Genomic DNA, 19,021 nt, shown 5'->3' on the forward strand with positions numbered 1-19,021 from the left:
CGCCGGAAAAGTGACTCACTGTTTCGCGAGTGGAGGCCGGATTTCATGCCCTCGACACCGGACCGCAGCGCCGTCGACCCCTACGCGGAGGTCCTGGTCGCGGAGAACGACCGGCTCGCCGACCTCCTGGAGACGGCCGATCCGACGGCCGAGGTACCGACCTGCCCCGGCTGGACGCTCCTGCAGCTGCTGCGGCACGTCGGCCGGGGGCACCGCTGGGCGGCGCAGATGGTCGCCTCCGGGGCGACCGAGGGGCTGGACCCGCGCGAGGTCGTCGGCGGGAGGCCGCCCGAGGGCGGGCCGGAGGTCGCCGCGCAGTGGCTGCGGGACGGGGCCGACGAGCTCCTCGACGCCGTCGTCGCCGCCGGGCCACAGGCCCCGGTCTGGACCTTCACCGGGCCGCGGCCGTCGGCCTGGTGGGTGCGCCGGCGGCTGCACGAGGCGACCGTGCACCGGGCGGACGCGGCGATCGCACTCGGGACCCCGTTCGAGATCGCCCCCGCGCTCGCCGCCGACGGCCTGTCGGAGTGGCTGGACCTGCTCACCGCGCGGCCCGCGGCGGACGAGCCGGCGCTCGCCCCGGGGGCCACGCTGCACCTGCACGCCACCGACGACGGCCTGGGCCCGGCGGGGGAGTGGCTGGTCCGGGCCGAGAGTGGCCGGGTCGTCTGGGAACCCGGCCACGGCAAGGGCGCCGCCGCCGTCCGGGGCACTGCCGCGGACCTCCTGCAGGGCGTCCTGCGCCGCATCCCCGCCGACGACGCCCGGCTCGACGTCCTCGGTGACCGGCAGGTCTGGCAGGACTGGCTGGCCCGCACCGCCTTCTGAGCCGGGCCCGCGGTGGTCAGCTCCCGGCCGGTACGGCCCGGAGGTGGTCGTGCGCCGTGGGTGTCTCGGGCGTGAGGACGCGTTCGGCGGCGGTGTCCAGTACCGACGCCGTCCGGGGCCGCTCGAAGCGGACGGCGGCGCGCCGGCCGTCCAGCTCGAGGGTGGCGATCAGGTTGCCGAACAGCGGGCCCGCCGTGCGTTCCCACGCGACGCCCGCCCGTCCCGTCCCGGTGCCCCGGGTCCACGACGTCGAGAACCGGGCGATCGCCCGCGACCAGGTGACCCGGAACAGCACCCGCATGAACCCGGGGATGATGTTGTGCACCGGCGAGCAGGTCAGCTGGTGCACCCGGGTCCCGTCGCGGCCGCGGCCCGGGCGGTCCCCCGGGGTGTCGGTGTGCACGTCGGCCGCGGCGGCGTACGAGTGGTGCACGTCGCCGGACAGCACCGACACCGTCGCCGGGGCCGGGCGGTCGCCGCGCGGGCGGCACGCCTCCCGGATCAGCTCGGCCATCCGCAGGAACGAGTGGCCGAACGCGGGCCAGTGCTCCAGGTCGGCCTCCTGGCGCAGGAACTCCGCGGCCCGGCCGATCCGCCCGGGCCGGTTGCCGCCCTTCTCCACCGCGGCCTGCAGGTCCGAGATGACCTGCGGCAGCAGCCACGGCACCGAGGTGCCGAGCAGCAGGTGGTCGAGCGGCCCGGGCGCGAGCGCCCGGTCGGTGATCCAGTCGAATTCGGCGTCGGAGACCATCTTGCGAGGCGTCGACTCCACGATCCGGCCGTTCCGGGAGTCGATCACGATCAGCCGGGTGTGCCCCAGCTCCCAGCAGAACGAGAAACGCTCCTCCTTGTGCCGGGCGGCCCCCTCCCCGGTCTCGGCGTCCCACCGGTCGGCCCGCTCGGCCAGCAGTGGCCACACGTCGCCGTCGGCGGCCCGCACGGCCTGCCAGTCGGTGTCGGCCTCCAGTTCGGCGGGGGAGAGGTTGCCCAGGTGCTGGTGGACCCAGTACGACGCCAGGCCGGCCCGCACCCGCTCCCGCCACCACGGCTTCTGCGCGATCTGTGCCCGCCACGTGCCGGACGTGTTCCAGTCGTCGCGCACGTCGTGGTCGTCGAAGATCATCGCGGTGGGGATCGTCGACATCATCCACCGCACCTCCGGGTCCGACCAGGCGTCGCGGTAGAGGCCGGAGTACTCCTCGAAGCTGACGATCTCGTCGTCGGGCCACTCGGGGCGCCGCTCGCCGCGCCCGGCGATGCGCCGTCGGCTCTGCGGGGTGAGTTCGTCGGCGTAGACCTGGTCGCCGAGCAGCAGCAGCGCGGTCGGCCACTCCTCGTGCGGACGGGTGGTCATCCGCGTCGCGTAGGCGTCGAGTGCGTCGAGGCCGTAGTGCCGGGCCTGCTTCGGGTCGGCGAGCTTCACGTACCGGCAGGACCCGAAGACGACCCGCTGGCTGCGGGCGGTGGCCGGACCGCGGGTCGCGATCGCGCTGGGCGGGAACGGCGAGCCGGGCTGCGGCCAGGCCGTCTCGCCGTCGAGCCGGACCTCGTAGGGCGTGCGCGAGTCCGGCTCCAGCCCGGTGACGACGACGATCGCGTAGTGCAGCCCGGCCACCTCGACGGTGTCCGCCGTGCAGCCCAGCACCTCCACCCGGCAGCGCCGGTCGGTCTGGACCCAGACCAGGGCGGAGGTGTCGTCGACGTGCCGCAGCACCGGGCCGAGGAGGAGCGTCACCCGGTCGAGGGTAGACCCGGCCCGGGCCCGTCGCCGGGGGCCGTACTCAGAGCTCCTCGAGCGCCAGCAGGCCGGCGCCGATCTTGCCGGCGTCCCCCTTGTAGGTGGCGGGCACGACCGGCGGGATCGGCCGGACCCCGGGCGGCCCGTAGTGGAACTCCCGCGCCGCCCGCCGGGCCGGACCCAGCAGCAGCTCCCCGGCGTCGACCAGCCCGCCCCCGATCAGGACGACCTCGAACTCGAAGATCGCGTTGATGCTCGCGATCCCGACGCCCAGGGCCCGCCCGAGCCGCTGGAACAGCGACTGCGCGGTCCGGTCGCCCGCCATCGCCGCCATCGTCACGTGCTGCCCGGTCACCTCGCCGCCCGCCTCGCGGGCCAGGCCCGCGATCATCCCGTCGGGATCGTGCGCGGCGGTGCTGCGCCCCATCCGGGTCAGCGCGGTCCCCGAGGCCATCGACTCCAGGCAGCCGTGGTTCCCGCACCCGCACAGCGGGCCCTCCGGGTTGACGTTCATGTGCCCGACCTCGGCGCCCAGGCCGTGCGGCCCGCGGTAGATCTTCCCGCCCAGCACGATCCCGGCACCGACGCCGGTGCCCACGGTCAGCAGCACCATGTCGTCGTTGCGGGTCTCGCCCAGCCGGGCCTCGGCGAGACCGGCGACGTTGCCGTCGTTGTCGACCACGGTGGGCAGCCCGGTCGCCGCCTCCAGGTCCGCCCGCAGGTCCCAGTTCTCGTAGTTGTTGTTCGGTGCCCAGCGGATCCGGCCCACCGGCCACTCCACCGTGCCCGCCGCGCCGACCCCGATCGCGCACACCCCGGCCCCGGCCCCGTCCGCGCGCAGCTCCTCGACCATCCCCCGGAGGAGGTCGTTCATCGTGCTCGCGTCGGACGTGTCCGGGGTGTTGCGCCGCAGTTCGGCGTGGACCGTGCCATCCTCGCCCACGATCGCTCCCGCGACCTTCGTTCCTCCGATGTCGAGCCCGATCGCCCGCCGTCCGTTCGTCACCCCGGCATGATTGCGACACGACCGTCGTGATGCCACACCCGCCCCCGGGTTTGCGGATACGGCGACCGGGGAAAGGTGACCCATGCCAGTCTTGCGACGAGTAGCCCGGCCCATGCTCGCGGCCGTCTTCATCTACGGCGGTGTCAACGCCCTCCGCCAGCCCGAGGGCCACGCGCAGGCCGCCAAGCCGGTTCTCGACCAGGCCTCCCCGGCCATCGACAAGGTCGTCGAGAACGCCCCGCTCGACCGGCGCCCCGAGGCCGAGACCCTGGTCAAGGTCGACGCCGGTGTGAAGATCGCCGCCGGCACGCTGCTGGCCGTCGGCAAGTTCCCCCGCCTCGCCTCCACAGCACTCGCCGCGACCGTCATCCCGACGACGCTCGCCGGGCACCGCTTCTGGGAGGAGACCGACCAGCAGCGGCGCACCGAGCAGCAGATCCACTTCCTGAAGAACGTCGGGCTGCTGGGCGGCCTGCTCATCGCCGCGTCCGACACGCACGGCAAGCCGTCGAACGCCTACCGGGCGCGGAAGGCGGCCGAGCAGGTGCACGACCGGTTCTCCTCGGCCGACTCCGAGACCGGCTCGCAGCTCGCGGCCGGCCTGGCCGGCGCCGGGTCGTCGATCGCGGCGGCCGCGGCAGGTGGCCGTGAGCGGCTGCACGACGCCGTCGAGGAGTACGGCCCGGTGGTCCGGGACCGCGCGACGGAGTGGAGCGGCAAGGCGTCCGAGCAGGCCGCGCACCTGGGTGAGGTCGCCTCCGAGCGGGCCTCGACCTGGTCCGAGCAGCTCTCGGCCGCCGCCGAGCAGGCGGCTAAGAAGGCCGAGAAGCGGGCGAAGGCGGCCGAGAAGAAGGGCGCCAAGCTCGCGAAGGCCGCCGACAAGCACGGCGCGAAGCTGGAGAAGGCCGTCGACCGCCGCGGTGCGCAGTACCGCAAGGTCGCCGAGCGCACCGGGGACCGGTGGATCCAGGAGGCCGAGCGGCGCCGGGCCCGCTGGGAGAAGCAGGCCCAGAAGGCCGTCGCCCGCGTCGAGAAGCGCGCGCCGGAGTACGCCGACCGGTTCTCCTCGCTCGCGAGCCAGGCCCAGTCGCAGGCCGCGAAGTTCGGCTCCGACCTGGCCGACCGTGCCGCCACCGCCGGTGCCGAGACGGCCAAGCAGGCGAAGAAGAGCGCGAAGGACGCCCGCAAGCGCGCCAAGGCCGCCGCGCGCTGAGCGCGCCCCGTCCTCGCTGATCCGGTCCGGGGGGCGGGGTGTGCCGGTCAGACCGGGCGCAGGACCTGCAGCTCGCCGCTCTCCAGTGACTGCACCTCGACCACGACCCGCCCGGACCACGGGGCCGGGCGCAGCGCGTTCGCCAGCCGGGTGAACAGCGCCTGGGTGCGCGCGTTCGTCGCGGCCTGGTCGGCGATGAGGTGCGGCAGCATCCCGCCGGACCGCTTGCGGACCGTCAGCGGCAGCACCGACAGGCCGGTCGCCAGCCGGTGCAGCCGCCCGACGTCGGCGATCCGCCCGGACAGGTCCGACTCGACCAGCGGGCGCAGCGCCGCCAGCGGCCGGTTCGGCGACCGCAGCAGGTGGTCGGCCGCGGTGAGCAGGATGCGGCGCGCGTCGAGGACGAGCGCCAGGTAGGCGCCGAGCACCGCGCCCGGGAACCGGTCCCAGCCGAGCCTGCCCACCTCGCCGAGCTGCTCGCGCAGGCCGATGCCGCCGGTTCCCGACGGGTCGGCCGCGGCCGTGACGCGCTCCCAGCCGGAGATCCACGCGTGCGTCTGGTGGCGCAGCACGGCCAGGTTCGCGACGGCGGTGTCGAGCCTGGCACCGGAGGTGATCGCCCCGTGCTCGAGCAGCTCCGTCTGCGCGTCGCGCAGCGACTCCTCGGCCGCCCGCAGCCGCGAGTCGAGCCGCAGCGTGCACCCGGGCGCGAGGTCGTCGACGGCGGAGGTCAGCTCGTCGACCACCCGGTGCTGGGTACCGATCGCGGCGATCTCGGCGGCGACCGTGAGCGCGAGCAGGCCGAGCCCGGCGCCCGGTGCCGGGCCGGACGCGGGGTCGCCCACCGGCAGCACGGCCGAGAGCCCGGGGTGGCCGGGAGCGGTCGCGCCGCCCGCGAGCGTGAGCAGCGGCTCGGCCCCGAACGCCTCGGGCAGGGTGAGGCGGAAGGTCCGGCCGCGCTCCGGGCCGCGGGAGCTCCCCGGCCGGGCGAGCCGGCGGGCCAGCTCGCTGGAGGCGGAGAGCGTCGCGCCCCAGGGCCGGTCGGCGTCGGTGGAGCGGGGATCGGCCGGCCGCCAGCTCAGCAGCAGGGCGGGGCCGGGCGGTGTGCCGTTCCGGGCAGGTGCCGGGTTCCCGCCCTGCCCCGTCCCAGCCGCACCGGGCCGCCCGTCGAGCGGGAGCACGACGCCGCGGGGATCGTCCGGGTGACCGAGCATGTCTCTCCAACGACGTCACGGGCCGCGAGGTCACGGGACCTGCCGGCGGGGGCGTACCCATCCTGCCCTGCGTCGTTCCGGTCTCGGCTCTCGCCCCGGAGCGGGAACTACCGGTAGAAATCGGGTGTGGGGACCGCATACGTCATCGGGACGTCCGACACGAAGGCCGCCGAGCTCGGCTTCGTCGCGGGCCTGGTGGAGTCCGCCGGCGTCGCGGTGTGCCGGGTGGACGTGTCCACCTCGGGCTCCGGCCCGGGTGCGGGGGAACCGGCACCGGACGTCGGTGCGGCCGAGGTCGCCGCGCACCACCCGGGCGGCACCTCCGCGGTGTTCACCGGTGACCGGGGCAGCGCGGTGCAGGCGATGGCGGAGGCGCTGCGCGCTTTCCTCGCCGGCCGGGACGACGTCGGCGGGGTGCTCGGGCTCGGCGGGTCGGGCGGGACCGCGCTGGTCACGCCCGCGATGCGCGACCTCCCGGTCGGTGTGCCGAAGCTGATGGTCTCCACCGTCGCGTCCGGTGACACGGCCCCCTACGTCGGCGCGAGCGACATCGCGATGCTGTACGCGGTCACCGACGTCGCCGGGCTCAACCGGATCTCCCGGCGGGTACTCGGCAACGCGGCCCACATGATCGCCGGTGCCGTGGCGGCCCCGGTCCCGGACGGCGACGCCGGCCTGGCCGCCGTCGGCGTGACCATGTTCGGTGTCACGACGCCGTGCGTGACCGCGGTCCGCGAGCGGCTCGGCGACGAGGTGGACGCCCTGGTCTTCCACGCGACCGGCTCCGGTGGCGCCTCGATGGAGAAGCTCGTCGACGACGGCCTGGTCGACTCGGTGCTCGACCTGACCACCACCGAGGTCGCGGACCTTCTCGTCGGCGGCGTGATGGCCGCGGGGGAGGACCGGCTCGGCGCCGTCGCCCGGACCGGTGTCCCCTGGGTGGGCTCCTGCGGTGCGCTCGACATGGTCAACTTCGGTGCCGTCGCGACCGTGCCGGACCGGTTCGACGGCCGGCTGCTGTACGAGCACAACGCGAACGTGACGCTCATGCGGACCACCGTGGAGGAGAACCGCGGGATCGGGGAGTGGCTGGCGCACAGGCTGAACGGCTTCACCGGGCCATGGCTGTTCCTGCTCCCGCTCGGCGGGGTGTCCGCACTGGACGCACCCGGCCAGGCGTTCCACGACCCCGCGGCGGACGCGGCGCTGTTCGCCGCGATCGAGTCCGGTGTGGACGAACCGGAGCGGGTCCGGCGGATCCCGCACCACGTCAACGACCCCGAGTTCGCCGACGCGGTGCTGGCCGCGTGGCGGGAGGTGCAGGCATGAGGCGGTCCACCCGCGCCGAGCTGATGGAGCGGTTCACCGGCATGGCGGCCCGCGGCGAGCCGATCGTCGGCGGTGGGGCCGGGACGGGGCTCTCCGCGAAGTGCGAGGAGGCCGGCGGGATCGACCTCATCGTGATCTACAACTCCGGCCGCTACCGGATGGCGGGGCGCGGCTCGCTCGCCGGGCTGCTCGCCTACGGCAACGCGAACGACATCGTCGTCGAGATGGCGGCCGAGGTGCTCCCGGTCGTCGAGCGGACGCCGGTGCTGGCCGGGGTCAACGGCACCGACCCGTTCCTGCTCACCGACCGGTTCCTCGACGAGCTCGCCTCGCTCGGCTTCGCCGGCATCCAGAACTTCCCGACGGTCGGCCTGATCGACGGCGTCTTCCGGGCCAACCTGGAGGAGACGGGCATGGGCTTCGGGCTGGAGGTCGACCTCGTCGCCGCCGCCCGCGCCAAGGAGCTGCTGACCACCCCGTACGTGTTCTCCGCCGACGACGCCCGCGCGATGGCGCGCGCCGGTGCCGACATCGTCGTCTGCCACATGGGGCTGACCACCGGCGGCTCGATCGGCGCGGAGACCGCGAAGAGCCTCGACGACTGCGTCGAGCTGGTCGACGAGTGGGCCGCGGCCGCGCTGGAGGTGCGCGACGACGTACTCGTCCTCTGCCACGGCGGCCCGATCGCGATGCCCGAGGACGCCGCGTACGTGCTGGCGCGGGCGCAGGTCTGCCACGGCTTCTACGGCGCCTCGTCGATGGAGCGGCTCCCGACCGAGCGGGCGCTGACCGAGCAGACGCGGGCCTTCAAGAACGCCGTGGGGCGGTGATGGCACCGCGGCGGCCGGTCCCGCCACCGGGCGGGGACTGGCGGCGCCGGATGGCGGTCCGCGGCGGGCGGGTCTCACACACGCTGGCGTCCCACGGCTGGCTGGTGTTCCTGCTGGTCGGGGTGGCGGTCGGGCTGGTCGTCGGGGTCGCGATGGGGGTGTCGGAGCTCGGTGCCTACCCGATGTCGGAACTGATCGGGCGCACGATCGGCGGCGCGATCGCCGGAGTGGTCTTCTGCGCGGCGCCGTCGGTGCTGTTCGTCGGGCTCCCGGCGCAGTACCTGGCACGCTCCTACCTGCGCTCCGCGAGCCCCGACGAGCGCCGGGCGATGCAGCTGGCCGCCGAGAACGCCCCCGACGCCCTCCCCGCCGGCCTGGTCGCCGGGTCCCGCTGGGCCCGCGCCTACGAGGGCTGCGTCGGGTCGGTGACCGCCTTCCACGGCATCGTCCGCACCGTGCCGGACGGCCCGGCGAAGGACTGGCTGCACGACATCGGCCGCCGCCTCGACACCGAGCTCGCCGAGGCGCTGCGGACGGCGCGGCTCGGCGAGAGCGTCGAGTCCGGGGCACCGGGCGGGGACGTCGCCCGCTCCGTCGGCGCCCGGCTCGAGGTCGCCCGCACCGCCTTCCACGACACGACCGAGCACGCCGCGTCGATCGCGCTGGACCTGCGCGCCGACTCCGGCTTCGAGGACGTCCGCGCCCAGCTCGACCAGCTCACGGCACAGGCCCCACACCTGCGCCGGCAGACCTGACCGCTCCCGAGGAGGAGACCATGCCCCGCCCCTACTCCAGCGCCGTGATCCCGGCGCCGCTGGCCGAGGTCTGGCCGCACGTCCGCGACTTCGGCGCCATCCACCGCTGGCACCCGGCGATCGACTCCGCCGAGCTCACCCGCGGCGCCTCGGGCTCCGACATCGGGGCGCAGCGGCGGCTCGTCCTCGGTGACGGCGGCGTCGTCGTCGAGAACCTGCTGGCGCTCGACGACCGCGGGCACGCGCTGACCTACGAGATCGTCGAGTCGCCGTTCCCGGTGCGCCGCTACGTCTCCACCCTGCGGCTCGCGCCGGTGACGGCGGCCGGTCACACCTTCGCCGAGTGGTGGGTGGAGTTCGACGCCGACGCCGCAGCCGAGGGCGAGCTCGTCGAGCTGTTCGCGAACGGTGTGTTCGGGGCCGGGCTGGCGGCCCTGGCGCAGCGCTGGGCCTGACCGCGGGCACCGACGGGCCCGGAGCGGGCACGGGAGCCGGCCCCGTGCCCGCGGGCCGTCAGGCGTGTTCGACGTGCGCGTCCGCGCCCGGGAAGTAGAGCGACTCGCTCCCGTCGCTCCACCGCACCCGGTAGCGCACCTGCTCGTCGTCGCCGCCGAGGACCTCCACGACCTCGCCGCGGCGCCGCCCGTGGTCCACGACGGCCGCCTCGACGACGATCCGGTCCCCGACCGATGCCGTGTCGTGCATCGTCGTCACCTCCTTCGGATCGCTCCGTGTGGAGCCGTCCAGCATGCCACCCGGCGACGCCCGTGACATCGGCCGCGCGGGTCACCAGCCGCGCAGGTCGACCGGCCAGGTGTCGAGCACGTCGTCGCCGTCGACGACGTGCATCCGCTCGTGCAGGGCGACGGTCGGGTCGACGTGCGCCGGGGCGATCCGGACCCGGTCACCGGCCCGCGGCGGCGCGTCGAGCGCGAACACGAGGTGCTCGTCGGAGCAGAACCAGACGTTCCCGCTGGGCACCGACGGGTTGCCGTGGTCCATCCCGAACGCCTTGAGCCCGGCGTCGGCGACCGCCCAGCCGGGCATGTCGCCCGCCGGCGCGGTCGTGGAGACCACTGTGGACAGCACGGTCAGCGCCTGGCGGAACGGCAGGCCCGCCGCGGTGTAGGCGGTGTCCATCAGCGCGTACGACCCGGCCTGGATCTCGGTGCAGGCGGTGTTCATCGCGTGGGTGCCGGTACCGCCGCCGGAGACGATCTCGCCGCCGACGTCGGCGTGCGCGGCGAGCAGCAGGTCGGTGCACCCGGCGGTCAGCCGGGCCCGCTCGGCCGCGTCGCCGACCATCTGCAGGTGGCCCTCGTAGCCCATCACACCGCGCACGGTCAGCCCGGCGGCCCGGGCGGCGTCGGCGAGCGCGCCCGCCCGGCCGGGGGCGATCCCGCAGCGCGGCATGCCCACGTTGACGTCGACGAGCACCTCCCGCACCCCGCCGTCGACGGCGGCGCGCAGCGTCGCCTCCGAGTCGATCGCGACCGTCACCCGGGCCCCGGCCTCGACCACGGCGCCGAGCCGGCGGGCGTCGAGCACCTCGTTCGCCAGCAACAGGTCCGTCCCGAGCCCGGCGGCGGCCATCCCCTCGACCTCGCGCACCGTGGCGCAGGTGAAGCCGGCGTGACCGTGGGCGAGCTGCCGCCGGGACAGCTCGGTCGTCTTGTGCGCCTTCACGTGCGGCCGCAGCCGCGGGCCGGGCAGGGCGGCCGCCATGTCGGCGAGGTTCGCCTCCAGGGCGCCCGCGTCGACGACGAGGGCGGGCGTGGTCAGGTCGGTGAGGCGCACGGAACTCCCAGGACCCGGTCCAGGTAGGGGTTGCGGAACCGGCCCTCCGGGTCGAGCCGGTCCCGCAGGGCGACGAACTCCGCGAACCGTGGGTAGCGCGGTCGCAGCTGGGCCGCGGTCCGGGTGTGGATCTTTCCCCAGTGCGGTCTGCCGTCGGCCGCGGACAGCACCGACTCGACGGCGGCGAAGTACGCCTCGTACGGGCGTCCGGCGCGGACGTGGGCGGCCAGGTAGGCGCTGTCCCGGCCGTACGCCGTGGAGAGCGGGACGTCGTCGGCGCCGAGCACCCGGACCTCCACCGGGAACGTGACGTCGCGGGCGTGCCGGGCCGCGGCGGCGCGCAGGCCGGCGAACGCCTCGGGCAGCGCCGCGCGGGGCACGGCGTACTCCATCTCGAGGAAGCGGACCCGGCGCGGGCTGCAGAACACCTCGTGCGAGGGCCCGACGTACTCGGCGGCGGCCATCCGGCCCGCCAGGAACCCGTTCAGCCGGGGGACGAGCGGCGGGGCCAGCTCGCCGGCGCGGCAGGCGAGGGCGAACCCGGCGTTGCCGAGCAGCTCGTCACCGACCCAGGCCGCGGCGCGGCCCCGCCGCGGGCCGGACCGGCCGGTGCGGTCGTTGCACTTCAGCACGGCGACGTCGGTGTGCGGGAACCAGTAGAACTCGACGTGGTCGTGGGCGGCGGCCAGCTCGCCGAGGCCGTCGACGACCTCGGCCAGCGGCCGGACGGACTCGACGGCGTGCAGGTCGAACGCGGGCACCGTCACGAGCGTGACCTCGGTGATCACGCCGAGGGCGCCCAGACCGACCGCGGCGAGCGCGAGTTCGGCGCCGTCCGGCCGGTACACGGCACCGTCGGCGGTGACGATCTCGAGCCCGCGGACGCCGGCGGAGATGCCCCGGTACCCGGCCCCGGTGCCATGGGTGCCGGTGGAGATCGCACCGGCGACCGTCTGCTCCTCGATGTCGCCCAGGTTGGGCAGGGCCCGGCCGCGGCAGCGCAGCCACCGGTTCAGCACCCGGAGCGTGACCCCGGCGGGGACGTGCACCAGGTCGCCGTCGAGCCGGACCCGCTCCGGATCGGACGGTGGCCGGACCGCGACGCCGTCGGGCGCCCCGATGCCGGTGAACGAGTGCCCGCTGCCCAGTGCCGTGACCCGCAGGTCGAGCAGGGCCGCGGCGCGGACGGCGGCGGCGACCTCGCCGGCGTCGCGGGTGTGGACGGTGCGGGCCGGGCGGCTGCGCTGGTTGCCCGCCCAGTTCCGCCAGCCACCCGTCACGGATGCAGCTTCGGCCGGGCGGGCCCGGAGGTCAACAGCGGCGGCTCAGCGGATCGGTCGGTTCGGCGTCTGCCCGGCGACGCCGTGTCGCAGTGGCTGGTTGTACTGCTGCTGGTCGGTGGCCTCGACGGGCGAGCCGCGGTCCGGCGTGCCGGGAACCTCCGGCTGGGCGCCGGCGGGATCGCCACCGGTCGGCGCCGCGTCGCCGGAGCGCAGGTCGCCGAGCCGGCGCTCGAGCACCATCACGACCTGGATCCGGTTCGCGTGCCCGCGCTCGTACTCGAGGAGCTGGGCGACGCCGTCCGCGTCGAGCGTGCGGATCCGGTTGGCCAGCGCGTTCTCGGGCAGGTTGTCGTAGTCCGGGATCGGGAGCTGATCGGTCATCCCCCCGGGGTACCTCACCTGTGCCCGTCGAATCATCTCGCCGGTGGGCGTGTCGTCCGGACGGGGGACGGCTCCACCGCGGCTACGGTCGGTGCGGCCCGCCCGGCCGTCCGGCCGCCGGCCCACCCGCCGGACGCGCGCCGCGATGCTCGAACCGACGACCCGGGAGTGCGACGCCGCCGTGAGAACTAGGTGATGGGCCGGACCCACGCCCTGTCCGGGGCCGTCCTCGGCCTCGCCGTGTGCGCGGTCGTGCCGCCGCCGCCCGTGCTGGTCCCGGTCGTCGTGGTGGTGTGCGCGCTCGCGGCGTTCGCACCGGACCTCGACCACCCGTCGAGCACGGCGTCGCGGGCACTGCCGCCGGTGACGTGGCTGCTGTGCCGGGTGATCCGGTGGTCGTCGCGGATGCTCACCGGCGTCTCGCACCGCGGCCTGTCGCACTCGCCGGTGTTCGCCGCGGCGGTCGGGCTGCTCGTCTGGTGGGGGACCGGGTTCGTCCTGCCCGGTGACACCGCGGTCTGGACGGGTGCCGCAGCCGGCGCGGGCTGCTGGATCGGGGCGATCGGCGACGAGCTGACGTCGGCCGGGAACCGGTTCGCGTTCTGGCCGCTGGCCCGGATCCGCTGGCCCGACGTGCTGCGGTTCCGCACCGGCGGCCGGGGCGAGCACGTCGTCGTCGGGCTGCTCGCGGTGACGGGGGTCGCGCTGGTCACCGGCTCCTGGGCGTGGTGAACGGGCGCGGCGTGCGGGTTTCGGCGTCGCTCCTGCGGCAATCCCCGGTCATGGGGAGGACACGGACACGGCCGGAACGCGAGCGCATCGTCACCGTCCCGCATCTCGCGGGACTCGACGTCCCGAGGGCCCACGACACCGCCCTCGACGGCGGCGTGCTCGCCGTCGAGGAGGGTGTCGCCGGGCACCTGCCGGAGCGGCGGGTGACCGGGCAGCAGCCACCGGGCGGGGAGACCGTCCCGTGGGGCAGCACCGTCCAGGTGTGGACGTCGCCGCCACCGGACCCCGGCGACCCGGGCGGTGGCGGCGGCGATGGCGGTCCGGCCCCGGTAGGTCCCGGTCCCGTGCGGGCCGGACGAGCGGGGTGACGCATCGTCGCGGCGCGAGCGGATAGCCGGCCCGCCTCGTTTCGCACGGGTTCGCGTCCCTCGCACGGGATCGGATCCCGGGCGAACGAACCGATCCCGTGCGAACAGAGCGTCCCGGCGCGGCCCCGGGTCCCGGAGGGTGGGTCAGGACAGGTGGGGGACCTCGGGGTGGGACTTGTGTGACCAGTCCCCGCCGACCGCGCCCTGGGCGCCCTCGGGCACGCAGCCCTCCGATCCCGCGGTCGTGAGCCGGACGACGACCGACTTCGACGCGGGCTGGTTGCTCTTCAGCGCCGTCGAGTCGAGCGGGACCAGCGGGTTCCTCTCCGGGTAGTAGGCGGCCGCGGTGCCGCGCGGGATCTTGTAGGCGACCAGGCGGAAGTCCTGGGCGCAGCGGACGTGCTCGTCGCCGTCCCACGGCGTCACGAGATCGATGTGGTCGCCGTCGTCGAACCCGAGGGCAGCGATGTCCTCGCGGTGGGCGGAGACCACGCGCCGGCCGCCCTCGATGCCGCGGTAGCGGTCCGACATCCCGTAGATGGTAGTGTTGAACTGGTCGTGGCTGCGCAGGGTCTGCAGCAGGAGGTGGCCCTCGGGGACGTCCAGCACCTCGATCGGCGAGACCGCGAACTCGCCGCGTCCCGACGGGGTCTCGAAGGTGCGGGAGTCCCGGGGCGGGTGCGGCAGGACGAAGCCACCGGGCCTGCGCGCGTTGACCTCGTAGCTCTCGCAGCCGACGACGACACGGGAGAGTCGAGGAAGGTCTTCGGCACGCGCTCCCAGATCCCCATGGTCCGGTCACCCTGGACGTTCGAGTGGCCCCGGACCGGGAACAGCCCCGCGCCCGGCTTCCCGATGTTGCCCTGGGCCAGCGCGAGGTTGACGACCTCCTTGATGGTGGCGACGCCGTTGCGGTGCTGGGTCAACCCCATCGCCCAGCAGAAGACGGTCTTGCGCGAGTCCCGCAGCAGGACGGCCGCCTCGGTGATCTGTTCCCGGGACAGGCCCGTGGAGCGGGTGACGTCGTCCCAGTCGATCCGGGAGACGTGCTCGCGCCACTCCTCGAAGCCCGTGGTGTGGCGCTCGAGGAACGGGTGGTCGAGGGCGTCCCACTCGACGAGCAGGGCGCCGATCGCCTGGAACAGCGCGAGATCGCCGTTGACCCGTACCGGCAGGTGCAGGTCGGACAGGTCGGTGCCGCGTCCGACGACGCCCTTCGGGGTCTGCGGGTTCTTGAACCGCAGCAGCCCGGCCTCCCGCAGCGGGTTGATCGTCAGGATCCTGGCGCCGTTCTGCTTGGCGTGCTCGAGCTGGCTCAGCATGCGCGGGTGGTTGGTGCCGGGGTTCTGGCCGGCGATCACGATGAGGTCCGCGCCGACGAGGTCCGGGAGGGTGACGCTGGCCTTGCCGATCCCGATGGACTCCTGCAACGCGATCGACGTCGACTCGTGGCACATGTTCGAGCAGTCCGGCAGGTTGTTGGTGCCGAACGCCCTGGCGAAGAGCTGGTAGGCGAACGCGGCCTCGTTGGAGGCCCGGCCGGACGTGTACAGGGTCGCCTCGTCCGGCGAGTCCAGGCCGTCGAGCTCGCCCGCGATCAGCCGGAACGCCTCGTCCCAGCCGATCGGTTCGTAGTGCGTGCCGTTCGGTCGCCGCACCATCGGGTGCGTGATCCGGCCCTGCCGGCCGAGCCAGTACTCGGAGCGGGCGTCGAGCTCGGCGATGCTGTGCCGGGCGAAGAACTCGGGCGTCGCCCGGCCCTTCGTGGCCTCCTCCGCGATGGCCTTCGCGCCGTTCTCACAGAACTCGGCGACGGCGCGGTGGCCGGGTCCGGGTCCGGCCACGCGCAGCTCGTGCAGTCGAACCCCTCGGCCTTGTTCAGGTCCAGGAACGTCCGCGCCGTACGGGCGGGACCCATCCGCTCCAGCGCCCGCTTCATCGACACCGCGACGGCGGTCGGCCCCGCCGCGTGGTCCTGGGGCGGGTGCACCTCGAGATCCGCCTCGCTGACGTCGTGGTCCCGCCGGCTCATCCGGATGCCTCCGGCGTCGGACGCTTGCGGGACGGGCACATCGGCCGTGCATCCATTGCCGTGGCCTACCCACGTGGCGGCGTTCCCATCACGTTCCTCCGCGCGGGGTGTCAGGCGTGCAGCTCGCGCAGAACCGCGTGGAACGCAGCCTTCTGCTCGAACCCGATGCCGGGGGTCTCGGCGAGCCCGACCCGGCCGTTCTCGACGACGGCGCCGTCGGCGAAGCCACCGGTCGGCTGGAACTCGCCGGGGTAGGACTCGTTGCCGCCGAGCTTGAGTGCGGCGGCGATGTGCAGCGAGAACTGGTGTCCGCCGTGCGGGATGCAGCGGCGCGAGGACCAGCCGTGCTGCGCGAGCATCTCCTGGATGCGCAGGTACTCGGTGAGCCCGTAGCTCAGGGCGGGATCGACCTGGATCCAGTCGCGGTCGGGGCGCATGCCGCCGTAGCGGACGAGGTTGCGGGCGTCCTGCAGGGAGAACAGGTTCTCGCCGGTGGCGATCGGGCCGCGGTAGTGCTCGGACAGGGTGGCGTTGAGCCGGTAGTCGAGCGGGTCGCCGACCTCCTCGTACCAGAACAGGCCGTACGGCTCGATGGCCGCGCCGTACTCGAGGGCGGTGGCGAGGTCGAAGCGGCCGTTGACGTCGACGGCGAGCCGGGAGCCGTCGCCGTCCAGGACGTCGATCACCGCCTCGTTACGGCGGAGGTCCTCGGCGAGGTCGGCGCCGCCGATCTTCATCTTCACGACGCGATAGCCCTGGTCGAGGAACCCGCGCATCTCGTCCTGCAGGTCGGACAGGGTCTTCCCGGGGGCGTAGTAACCGCCGGCCGCGTAGACGAAGACGTCGTCGTCGGGCTCGCCGTCGCCGTGGCGGTCGGACAGCCACCGGTGGAGGGGCTGCCCGTCGATCTTGGAGGCGAGGTCGTACAACGCCATGTCCAGTACGCCCACCGCGACCGAGCGCTCGCCGTGACCGCCGGGCTTCTCGTTGGTCATGACGACGTCCCAGGCGCGGGACGGGTCGAGCCGGCCGTCGTCGGCGAGCAGGGAGTCCGGGTCGGCGGCGAGCAGGCGGGGGACGATGCGACGGCGCAGGATGTCCCCGGCGCTGTAGCGGCCGTTGGAGTTGAACCCGTACCCGACGACCGGCTCGCCGTCGCGCACGACGTCACTGACGACGGCGACGATCGAGCAGTCCATGGCGCTGAAGTCGATCCAGGCGTTGCGGATCGACGAGCTGATCGGGACGACGCCCTCGTGCACCGAGATGATCTTCATCGACTTCCCGTCCTCCGGTTTCGCGTGGATCGTCCGCACGGATCGGGGTGACCGACCGCGCGCTGTCACAGCGACCATTAGCGGGCACGGGAAGGAGAACGTCCAAGACGGAATGATGGGTCGTTCGATAGGCAGAAGCTCTCACGGTGGGGTGCGGTGACGCCGGAGGAGGTGGCCCACCCGGACCGCGACGGCTCCCGCCAGCGCAGTGACGAGGAGCGGGATCCACGACGTCACCCCGGTCGGGACGGCCGGGGCGTCCAGCAGTGCCACCGACGCCCCACCGCCGAGTGCCAGTAGCACCGACCATCCGGCGAATCGGCGGACCGCCAGGAGGACCGTCCGATTCCCGTGGGCGGCCGGAAAGACTGCCGGCGCCATCGCGCCGAGTATCATCAGAAGGCTCAACTGGAGAATCAGAACTGCAGTGGGGAGAAGATCGGCGAGGGCAGGTGACGTCATGATGCCCCTGTGTGTCACGTCGGGGATCGGGCGGTTCGTGTGATGCCCGGGAGGTCTGCCGGACGGATTCCGCGCGACCGGATGGGCGCTCGACTGTGACGTCCCGCTCGTATTCCGTCCTGCCGACGGGACGACGACGATCCGCGTCAGAACCAGCTGTAGCAGCTGAGGAGCTCTCCGTTCTTGTCGGTGTGCCGGTTCGGGTGGCTCTCGGGGCAGTCGACGGGTCTCGCCGTCACGCTTCCGTCCTCGTTGGAGCACACCCACTGGAGAGGCTGGTCCGGCCCGCTCTGCGTCGCACGGAGTTCCAGCTCCGGGGGACATTCCTCGGACGACTGGGACGTCGTCCGTTCCACGGACGGCGTCGAGCCGTCGTTCCCGGGGAGCGTCGCCGGTACGGCGACGAACGATGCGGCGAGTACGATGATCACTGCGCGAAGAATCCGCACGGCGCATCGACAGGAAATCGTCCTGGCAGCAGTGGTCATGCCGGGGAACGTACAGATGAACCCGGTTCACCGGAAGCTGCGGTGTCACGAACCGCGCCGATCCTGCACGCAATCGGGAGAAACGCCGGGAATCCCGCATTCTCGTGGTGAGAGCGGGGCAGCCTGCTTATCGTCCGATGTGCACCGGCCCCACGTCCGATGCGGATCTCGAGAGGGCGCTCGGCCATCCTGTCTGCCTCTTCCCGGACAGACCGCCCCGTGCGGGCTGGTCGCGGACCGGCGACGGCGGAGACCCTGGCGCTGACGTACCGGCGGGTGCAGGCCGAGTACCGGGCTGCGCTCGCGCTGGAGCGTCTCGCGGAGGTCGATCGGCAGATCGAGCGCCTCGGCCGATCCCGGTACCCCGTGTCACCGCCGAGTCACCCGTCCGGTGCGTGGGTGTCACCTCCTATCCTCCGCTGGGTGCGGCTCGGCTATCTCACCCACGTCACGGGCGACGACCCCGCGCGGGCGTACCGCGAGACCGTCGACCTGGCCGTCCGCGCCGAGGAGCTCGGGTACGACTCGTTCTGGGTCGCCCAGCATCACGACGGCCATCTCGGCGGCCGGTTGCCGTCGCCGCTGGTCCTGCTCGCCGCCGTCGCGGAGCGCACCCGGCTGATCCGGCTCGGGACGGCCGTCGTCGCGCTGCCGCTGGAGGACCCGCGTCGTCTCGCGGAGGACGCCGCCGTGCTCGACGCGCTGTCCGGCGGCCGGTTGGAGCTCGGCGTGGGCGCCGGGGCCGACGATGCTGCGTCCGTCCGGTTCGGACGTCACTACGACGACCGGCACACCGACACCCTCGCCGCGCTCGACGTGCTGCTCGAACTCCTCCCGCCGCCGCTGGCCGAGCAGCGGGTGTGGTGGGCGACGTCGTCCGAGGTGGGCGCCGCAGCCGCCCGTGGGCTGGGCGTGATCTCAGGGCGGCCGCCCGCGGAGGGCACCGTCGTCCCGGACCTCGCCCGGTACTGGACCTACGCCCGTGGCCTGCCCCGGGTCGCGCTGTCCCGGCCGCTCCCCGCGGGCCACTCGACCGGTCGCGTGATCGACGACCTCCTCGCCGATCCCGCACTCCCGTGGGCGGGCGAGACGATCGTGCAGGCCCAGCCGACCACGGCACCGGCCGACGTGCACCGCGAGGTGCTGGAACGGACGGCGCGGTTCGTGCGCCCGTTCCTCGGGGTCGCCGGGCCGGCGCACCCCGCGCCCGTCGCACAGGCCGCGGAGCCCGTCGTCGACGACGTCCCGCTGCTGCGGCCGCGGCCCGTCCTGCGGGCACGGTAGGAGC

The 19,021-nt window shown here is 74.2% G+C and carries 19 protein-coding genes and 1 pseudogene; 9 read left to right on the top strand and 11 right to left on the bottom strand.

Features of this window, described 5'->3' with window-relative positions:
- The first annotated feature begins 45 nt into the window (after positions 1-45).
- Complete coding sequence (locus Ae150APs1_RS25900) at positions 46-828, top strand: maleylpyruvate isomerase family mycothiol-dependent enzyme (RefSeq protein WP_075300856.1); 783 nt, start codon at positions 46-48, stop codon at positions 826-828.
- A gap of 16 nt (positions 829-844) precedes the next feature.
- Here the strand turns inward: Ae150APs1_RS25900 and Ae150APs1_RS25905 are convergent, their stop codons facing one another.
- Both Ae150APs1_RS25905 and Ae150APs1_RS25910 read right to left on the bottom strand, forming a co-directional pair.
- Entirely contained in the window at positions 845-2,563 is a 1,719-nt protein-coding gene (locus Ae150APs1_RS25905) for an alkaline phosphatase D family protein (RefSeq protein WP_075300858.1), read from the bottom strand.
- 46 nt (positions 2,564-2,609) lie between these two features.
- Positions 2,610-3,572 (bottom strand): ROK family protein, encoded by a 963-nt coding sequence (locus Ae150APs1_RS25910; protein ID WP_083680553.1) that lies wholly within the window; start codon positions 3,570-3,572, stop codon positions 2,610-2,612.
- A 112-nt stretch (positions 3,573-3,684) separates the two neighbouring features.
- Between Ae150APs1_RS25910 and Ae150APs1_RS25915 the strand changes: the two genes are divergently transcribed.
- The gene (locus Ae150APs1_RS25915) at positions 3,685-4,785 is read left to right on the top strand and encodes a DoxX family protein (protein ID WP_075300859.1); all 1,101 of its coding nucleotides are present in this window, start codon (positions 3,685-3,687) and stop codon (positions 4,783-4,785) included.
- Between the two features lie 47 nt (positions 4,786-4,832).
- On the opposite strand, the gene Ae150APs1_RS25920 is transcribed toward Ae150APs1_RS25915, so the two are convergent.
- Positions 4,833-5,999 carry a hypothetical protein gene (locus Ae150APs1_RS25920; protein ID WP_075300861.1) on the bottom strand — a complete coding sequence of 389 codons (1,167 nt, stop codon included), beginning with the start codon at positions 5,997-5,999 and terminating at the stop codon, positions 4,833-4,835.
- A gap of 126 nt (positions 6,000-6,125) precedes the next feature.
- Between Ae150APs1_RS25920 and Ae150APs1_RS25925 the strand changes: the two genes are divergently transcribed.
- The 4 genes from Ae150APs1_RS25925 to Ae150APs1_RS25940 are packed head-to-tail and all read left to right on the top strand — an operon-like array spanning position 6,126 to position 9,368.
- Positions 6,126-7,328, top strand: a complete 1,203-nt coding sequence (locus tag Ae150APs1_RS25925; RefSeq protein ID WP_075300863.1) for a Tm-1-like ATP-binding domain-containing protein — start codon at positions 6,126-6,128, stop codon at positions 7,326-7,328.
- Entirely contained in the window at positions 7,325-8,158 is an 834-nt protein-coding gene (locus tag Ae150APs1_RS25930) for a phosphoenolpyruvate hydrolase family protein (RefSeq protein ID WP_060572931.1), read from the top strand. Before Ae150APs1_RS25925 ends, Ae150APs1_RS25930 begins: the two co-directional genes overlap by 4 nt.
- Complete coding sequence (locus Ae150APs1_RS25935) at positions 8,158-8,913, top strand: hypothetical protein (RefSeq protein WP_139317205.1); 756 nt, start codon at positions 8,158-8,160, stop codon at positions 8,911-8,913. The genes Ae150APs1_RS25930 and Ae150APs1_RS25935 overlap by 1 nt, the downstream gene beginning before the upstream one ends.
- Positions 8,914-8,933: 20 nt before the next feature.
- Complete coding sequence (locus Ae150APs1_RS25940; RefSeq protein ID WP_075300867.1) at positions 8,934-9,368, top strand: SRPBCC family protein; 435 nt, start codon at positions 8,934-8,936, stop codon at positions 9,366-9,368.
- Between the two features lie 58 nt (positions 9,369-9,426).
- Here the strand turns inward: Ae150APs1_RS25940 and Ae150APs1_RS25945 are convergent, their stop codons facing one another.
- The 4 genes from Ae150APs1_RS25945 to Ae150APs1_RS25960 all read right to left on the bottom strand — a co-directional run bounded on the left by Ae150APs1_RS25945 (position 9,427) and on the right by Ae150APs1_RS25960 (position 12,374).
- On the bottom strand, positions 9,427-9,618 hold the full coding sequence (locus tag Ae150APs1_RS25945) for a DUF1918 domain-containing protein (RefSeq protein WP_029239844.1): 192 nt from the start codon (positions 9,616-9,618) through the stop codon (positions 9,427-9,429).
- A gap of 81 nt (positions 9,619-9,699) precedes the next feature.
- Complete coding sequence (locus Ae150APs1_RS25950; protein WP_075300871.1) at positions 9,700-10,710, bottom strand: alanine racemase; 1,011 nt, start codon at positions 10,708-10,710, stop codon at positions 9,700-9,702.
- Positions 10,692-11,990, bottom strand: coding sequence for a D-arabinono-1,4-lactone oxidase (locus tag Ae150APs1_RS25955; protein WP_075300872.1), 1,299 nt, complete (start codon positions 11,988-11,990; stop codon positions 10,692-10,694). Before Ae150APs1_RS25955 ends, Ae150APs1_RS25950 begins: the two co-directional genes overlap by 19 nt.
- A gap of 45 nt (positions 11,991-12,035) precedes the next feature.
- Entirely contained in the window at positions 12,036-12,374 is a 339-nt protein-coding gene (locus Ae150APs1_RS25960) for a hypothetical protein (protein ID WP_075300873.1), read from the bottom strand.
- A 195-nt stretch (positions 12,375-12,569) separates the two neighbouring features.
- Here Ae150APs1_RS25960 and Ae150APs1_RS25965 point away from each other — a divergent pair, with 195 nt between their 5' ends.
- Positions 12,570-13,106 (top strand): metal-dependent hydrolase, encoded by a 537-nt coding sequence (locus tag Ae150APs1_RS25965; RefSeq protein WP_075300874.1) that lies wholly within the window; start codon positions 12,570-12,572, stop codon positions 13,104-13,106.
- Between the two features lie 50 nt (positions 13,107-13,156).
- Entirely contained in the window at positions 13,157-13,474 is a 318-nt protein-coding gene (locus Ae150APs1_RS25970) for a PASTA domain-containing protein (protein ID WP_060572922.1), read from the top strand.
- 144 nt (positions 13,475-13,618) lie between these two features.
- Here the strand turns inward: Ae150APs1_RS25970 and Ae150APs1_RS25975 are convergent.
- The 4 genes and pseudogenes from Ae150APs1_RS25975 to Ae150APs1_RS25990 form a co-directional block, all read right to left on the bottom strand.
- A pseudogene (locus tag Ae150APs1_RS25975) lies at positions 13,619-15,506 on the bottom strand (molybdopterin-dependent oxidoreductase).
- Positions 15,507-15,616: 110 nt separating this feature from the next.
- Positions 15,617-16,783 carry a mandelate racemase/muconate lactonizing enzyme family protein gene (locus Ae150APs1_RS25980; protein WP_075302609.1) on the bottom strand — a complete coding sequence of 389 codons (1,167 nt, stop codon included), beginning with the start codon at positions 16,781-16,783 and terminating at the stop codon, positions 15,617-15,619.
- Between the two features lie 141 nt (positions 16,784-16,924).
- Positions 16,925-17,086, bottom strand: a complete 162-nt coding sequence (locus Ae150APs1_RS32275; protein ID WP_010239461.1) for a hypothetical protein — start codon at positions 17,084-17,086, stop codon at positions 16,925-16,927.
- Between the two features lie 305 nt (positions 17,087-17,391).
- Positions 17,392-17,733, bottom strand: a complete 342-nt coding sequence (locus tag Ae150APs1_RS25990) for a hypothetical protein (protein WP_139317203.1) — start codon at positions 17,731-17,733, stop codon at positions 17,392-17,394.
- Between the two features lie 423 nt (positions 17,734-18,156).
- Between Ae150APs1_RS25990 and Ae150APs1_RS25995 the strand changes: the two genes are divergently transcribed.
- Positions 18,157-19,017: an LLM class flavin-dependent oxidoreductase gene (locus Ae150APs1_RS25995; RefSeq protein ID WP_075302611.1), complete on the top strand. Its 861-nt coding sequence runs from the start codon at positions 18,157-18,159 to the stop codon at positions 19,015-19,017.
- Positions 19,018-19,021 lie beyond the last annotated feature (4 nt).

It is taken from the genome of Pseudonocardia sp. Ae150A_Ps1, from assembly GCF_001932315.1.
GTDB lineage: Bacteria > Actinomycetota > Actinomycetes > Mycobacteriales > Pseudonocardiaceae > Pseudonocardia.

Coding starts and splice junctions, on each gene's coding strand:
- Ae150APs1_RS25915 (WP_075300859.1), top strand. CDS start 3,685: ATGCTCGCGGCCGTCTTCATCTACGGCGGTGTCAACGCCCTCCGCCAG.
- Ae150APs1_RS25935 (WP_139317205.1), top strand. CDS start 8,158: ATGGCACCGCGGCGGCCGGTCCCGCCACCGGGCGGGGACTGGCGGCGC.
- Ae150APs1_RS25920 (WP_075300861.1), bottom strand. CDS start 5,999: ATGCTCGGTCACCCGGACGATCCCCGCGGCGTCGTGCTCCCGCTCGAC.
- Ae150APs1_RS25990 (WP_139317203.1), bottom strand. CDS start 17,733: ATGACCACTGCTGCCAGGACGATTTCCTGTCGATGCGCCGTGCGGATT.
- Ae150APs1_RS25965 (WP_075300874.1), top strand. CDS start 12,570: ATGGGCCGGACCCACGCCCTGTCCGGGGCCGTCCTCGGCCTCGCCGTG.
- Ae150APs1_RS25970 (WP_060572922.1), top strand. CDS start 13,157: ATGGGGAGGACACGGACACGGCCGGAACGCGAGCGCATCGTCACCGTC.
- Ae150APs1_RS25940 (WP_075300867.1), top strand. CDS start 8,934: ATGCCCCGCCCCTACTCCAGCGCCGTGATCCCGGCGCCGCTGGCCGAG.
- Ae150APs1_RS25900 (WP_075300856.1), top strand. CDS start 46: ATGCCCTCGACACCGGACCGCAGCGCCGTCGACCCCTACGCGGAGGTC.
- Ae150APs1_RS25930 (WP_060572931.1), top strand. CDS start 7,325: ATGAGGCGGTCCACCCGCGCCGAGCTGATGGAGCGGTTCACCGGCATG.
- Ae150APs1_RS25945 (WP_029239844.1), bottom strand. CDS start 9,618: ATGCACGACACGGCATCGGTCGGGGACCGGATCGTCGTCGAGGCGGCC.
- Ae150APs1_RS25960 (WP_075300873.1), bottom strand. CDS start 12,374: ATGACCGATCAGCTCCCGATCCCGGACTACGACAACCTGCCCGAGAAC.
- Ae150APs1_RS25980 (WP_075302609.1), bottom strand. CDS start 16,783: ATGAAGATCATCTCGGTGCACGAGGGCGTCGTCCCGATCAGCTCGTCG.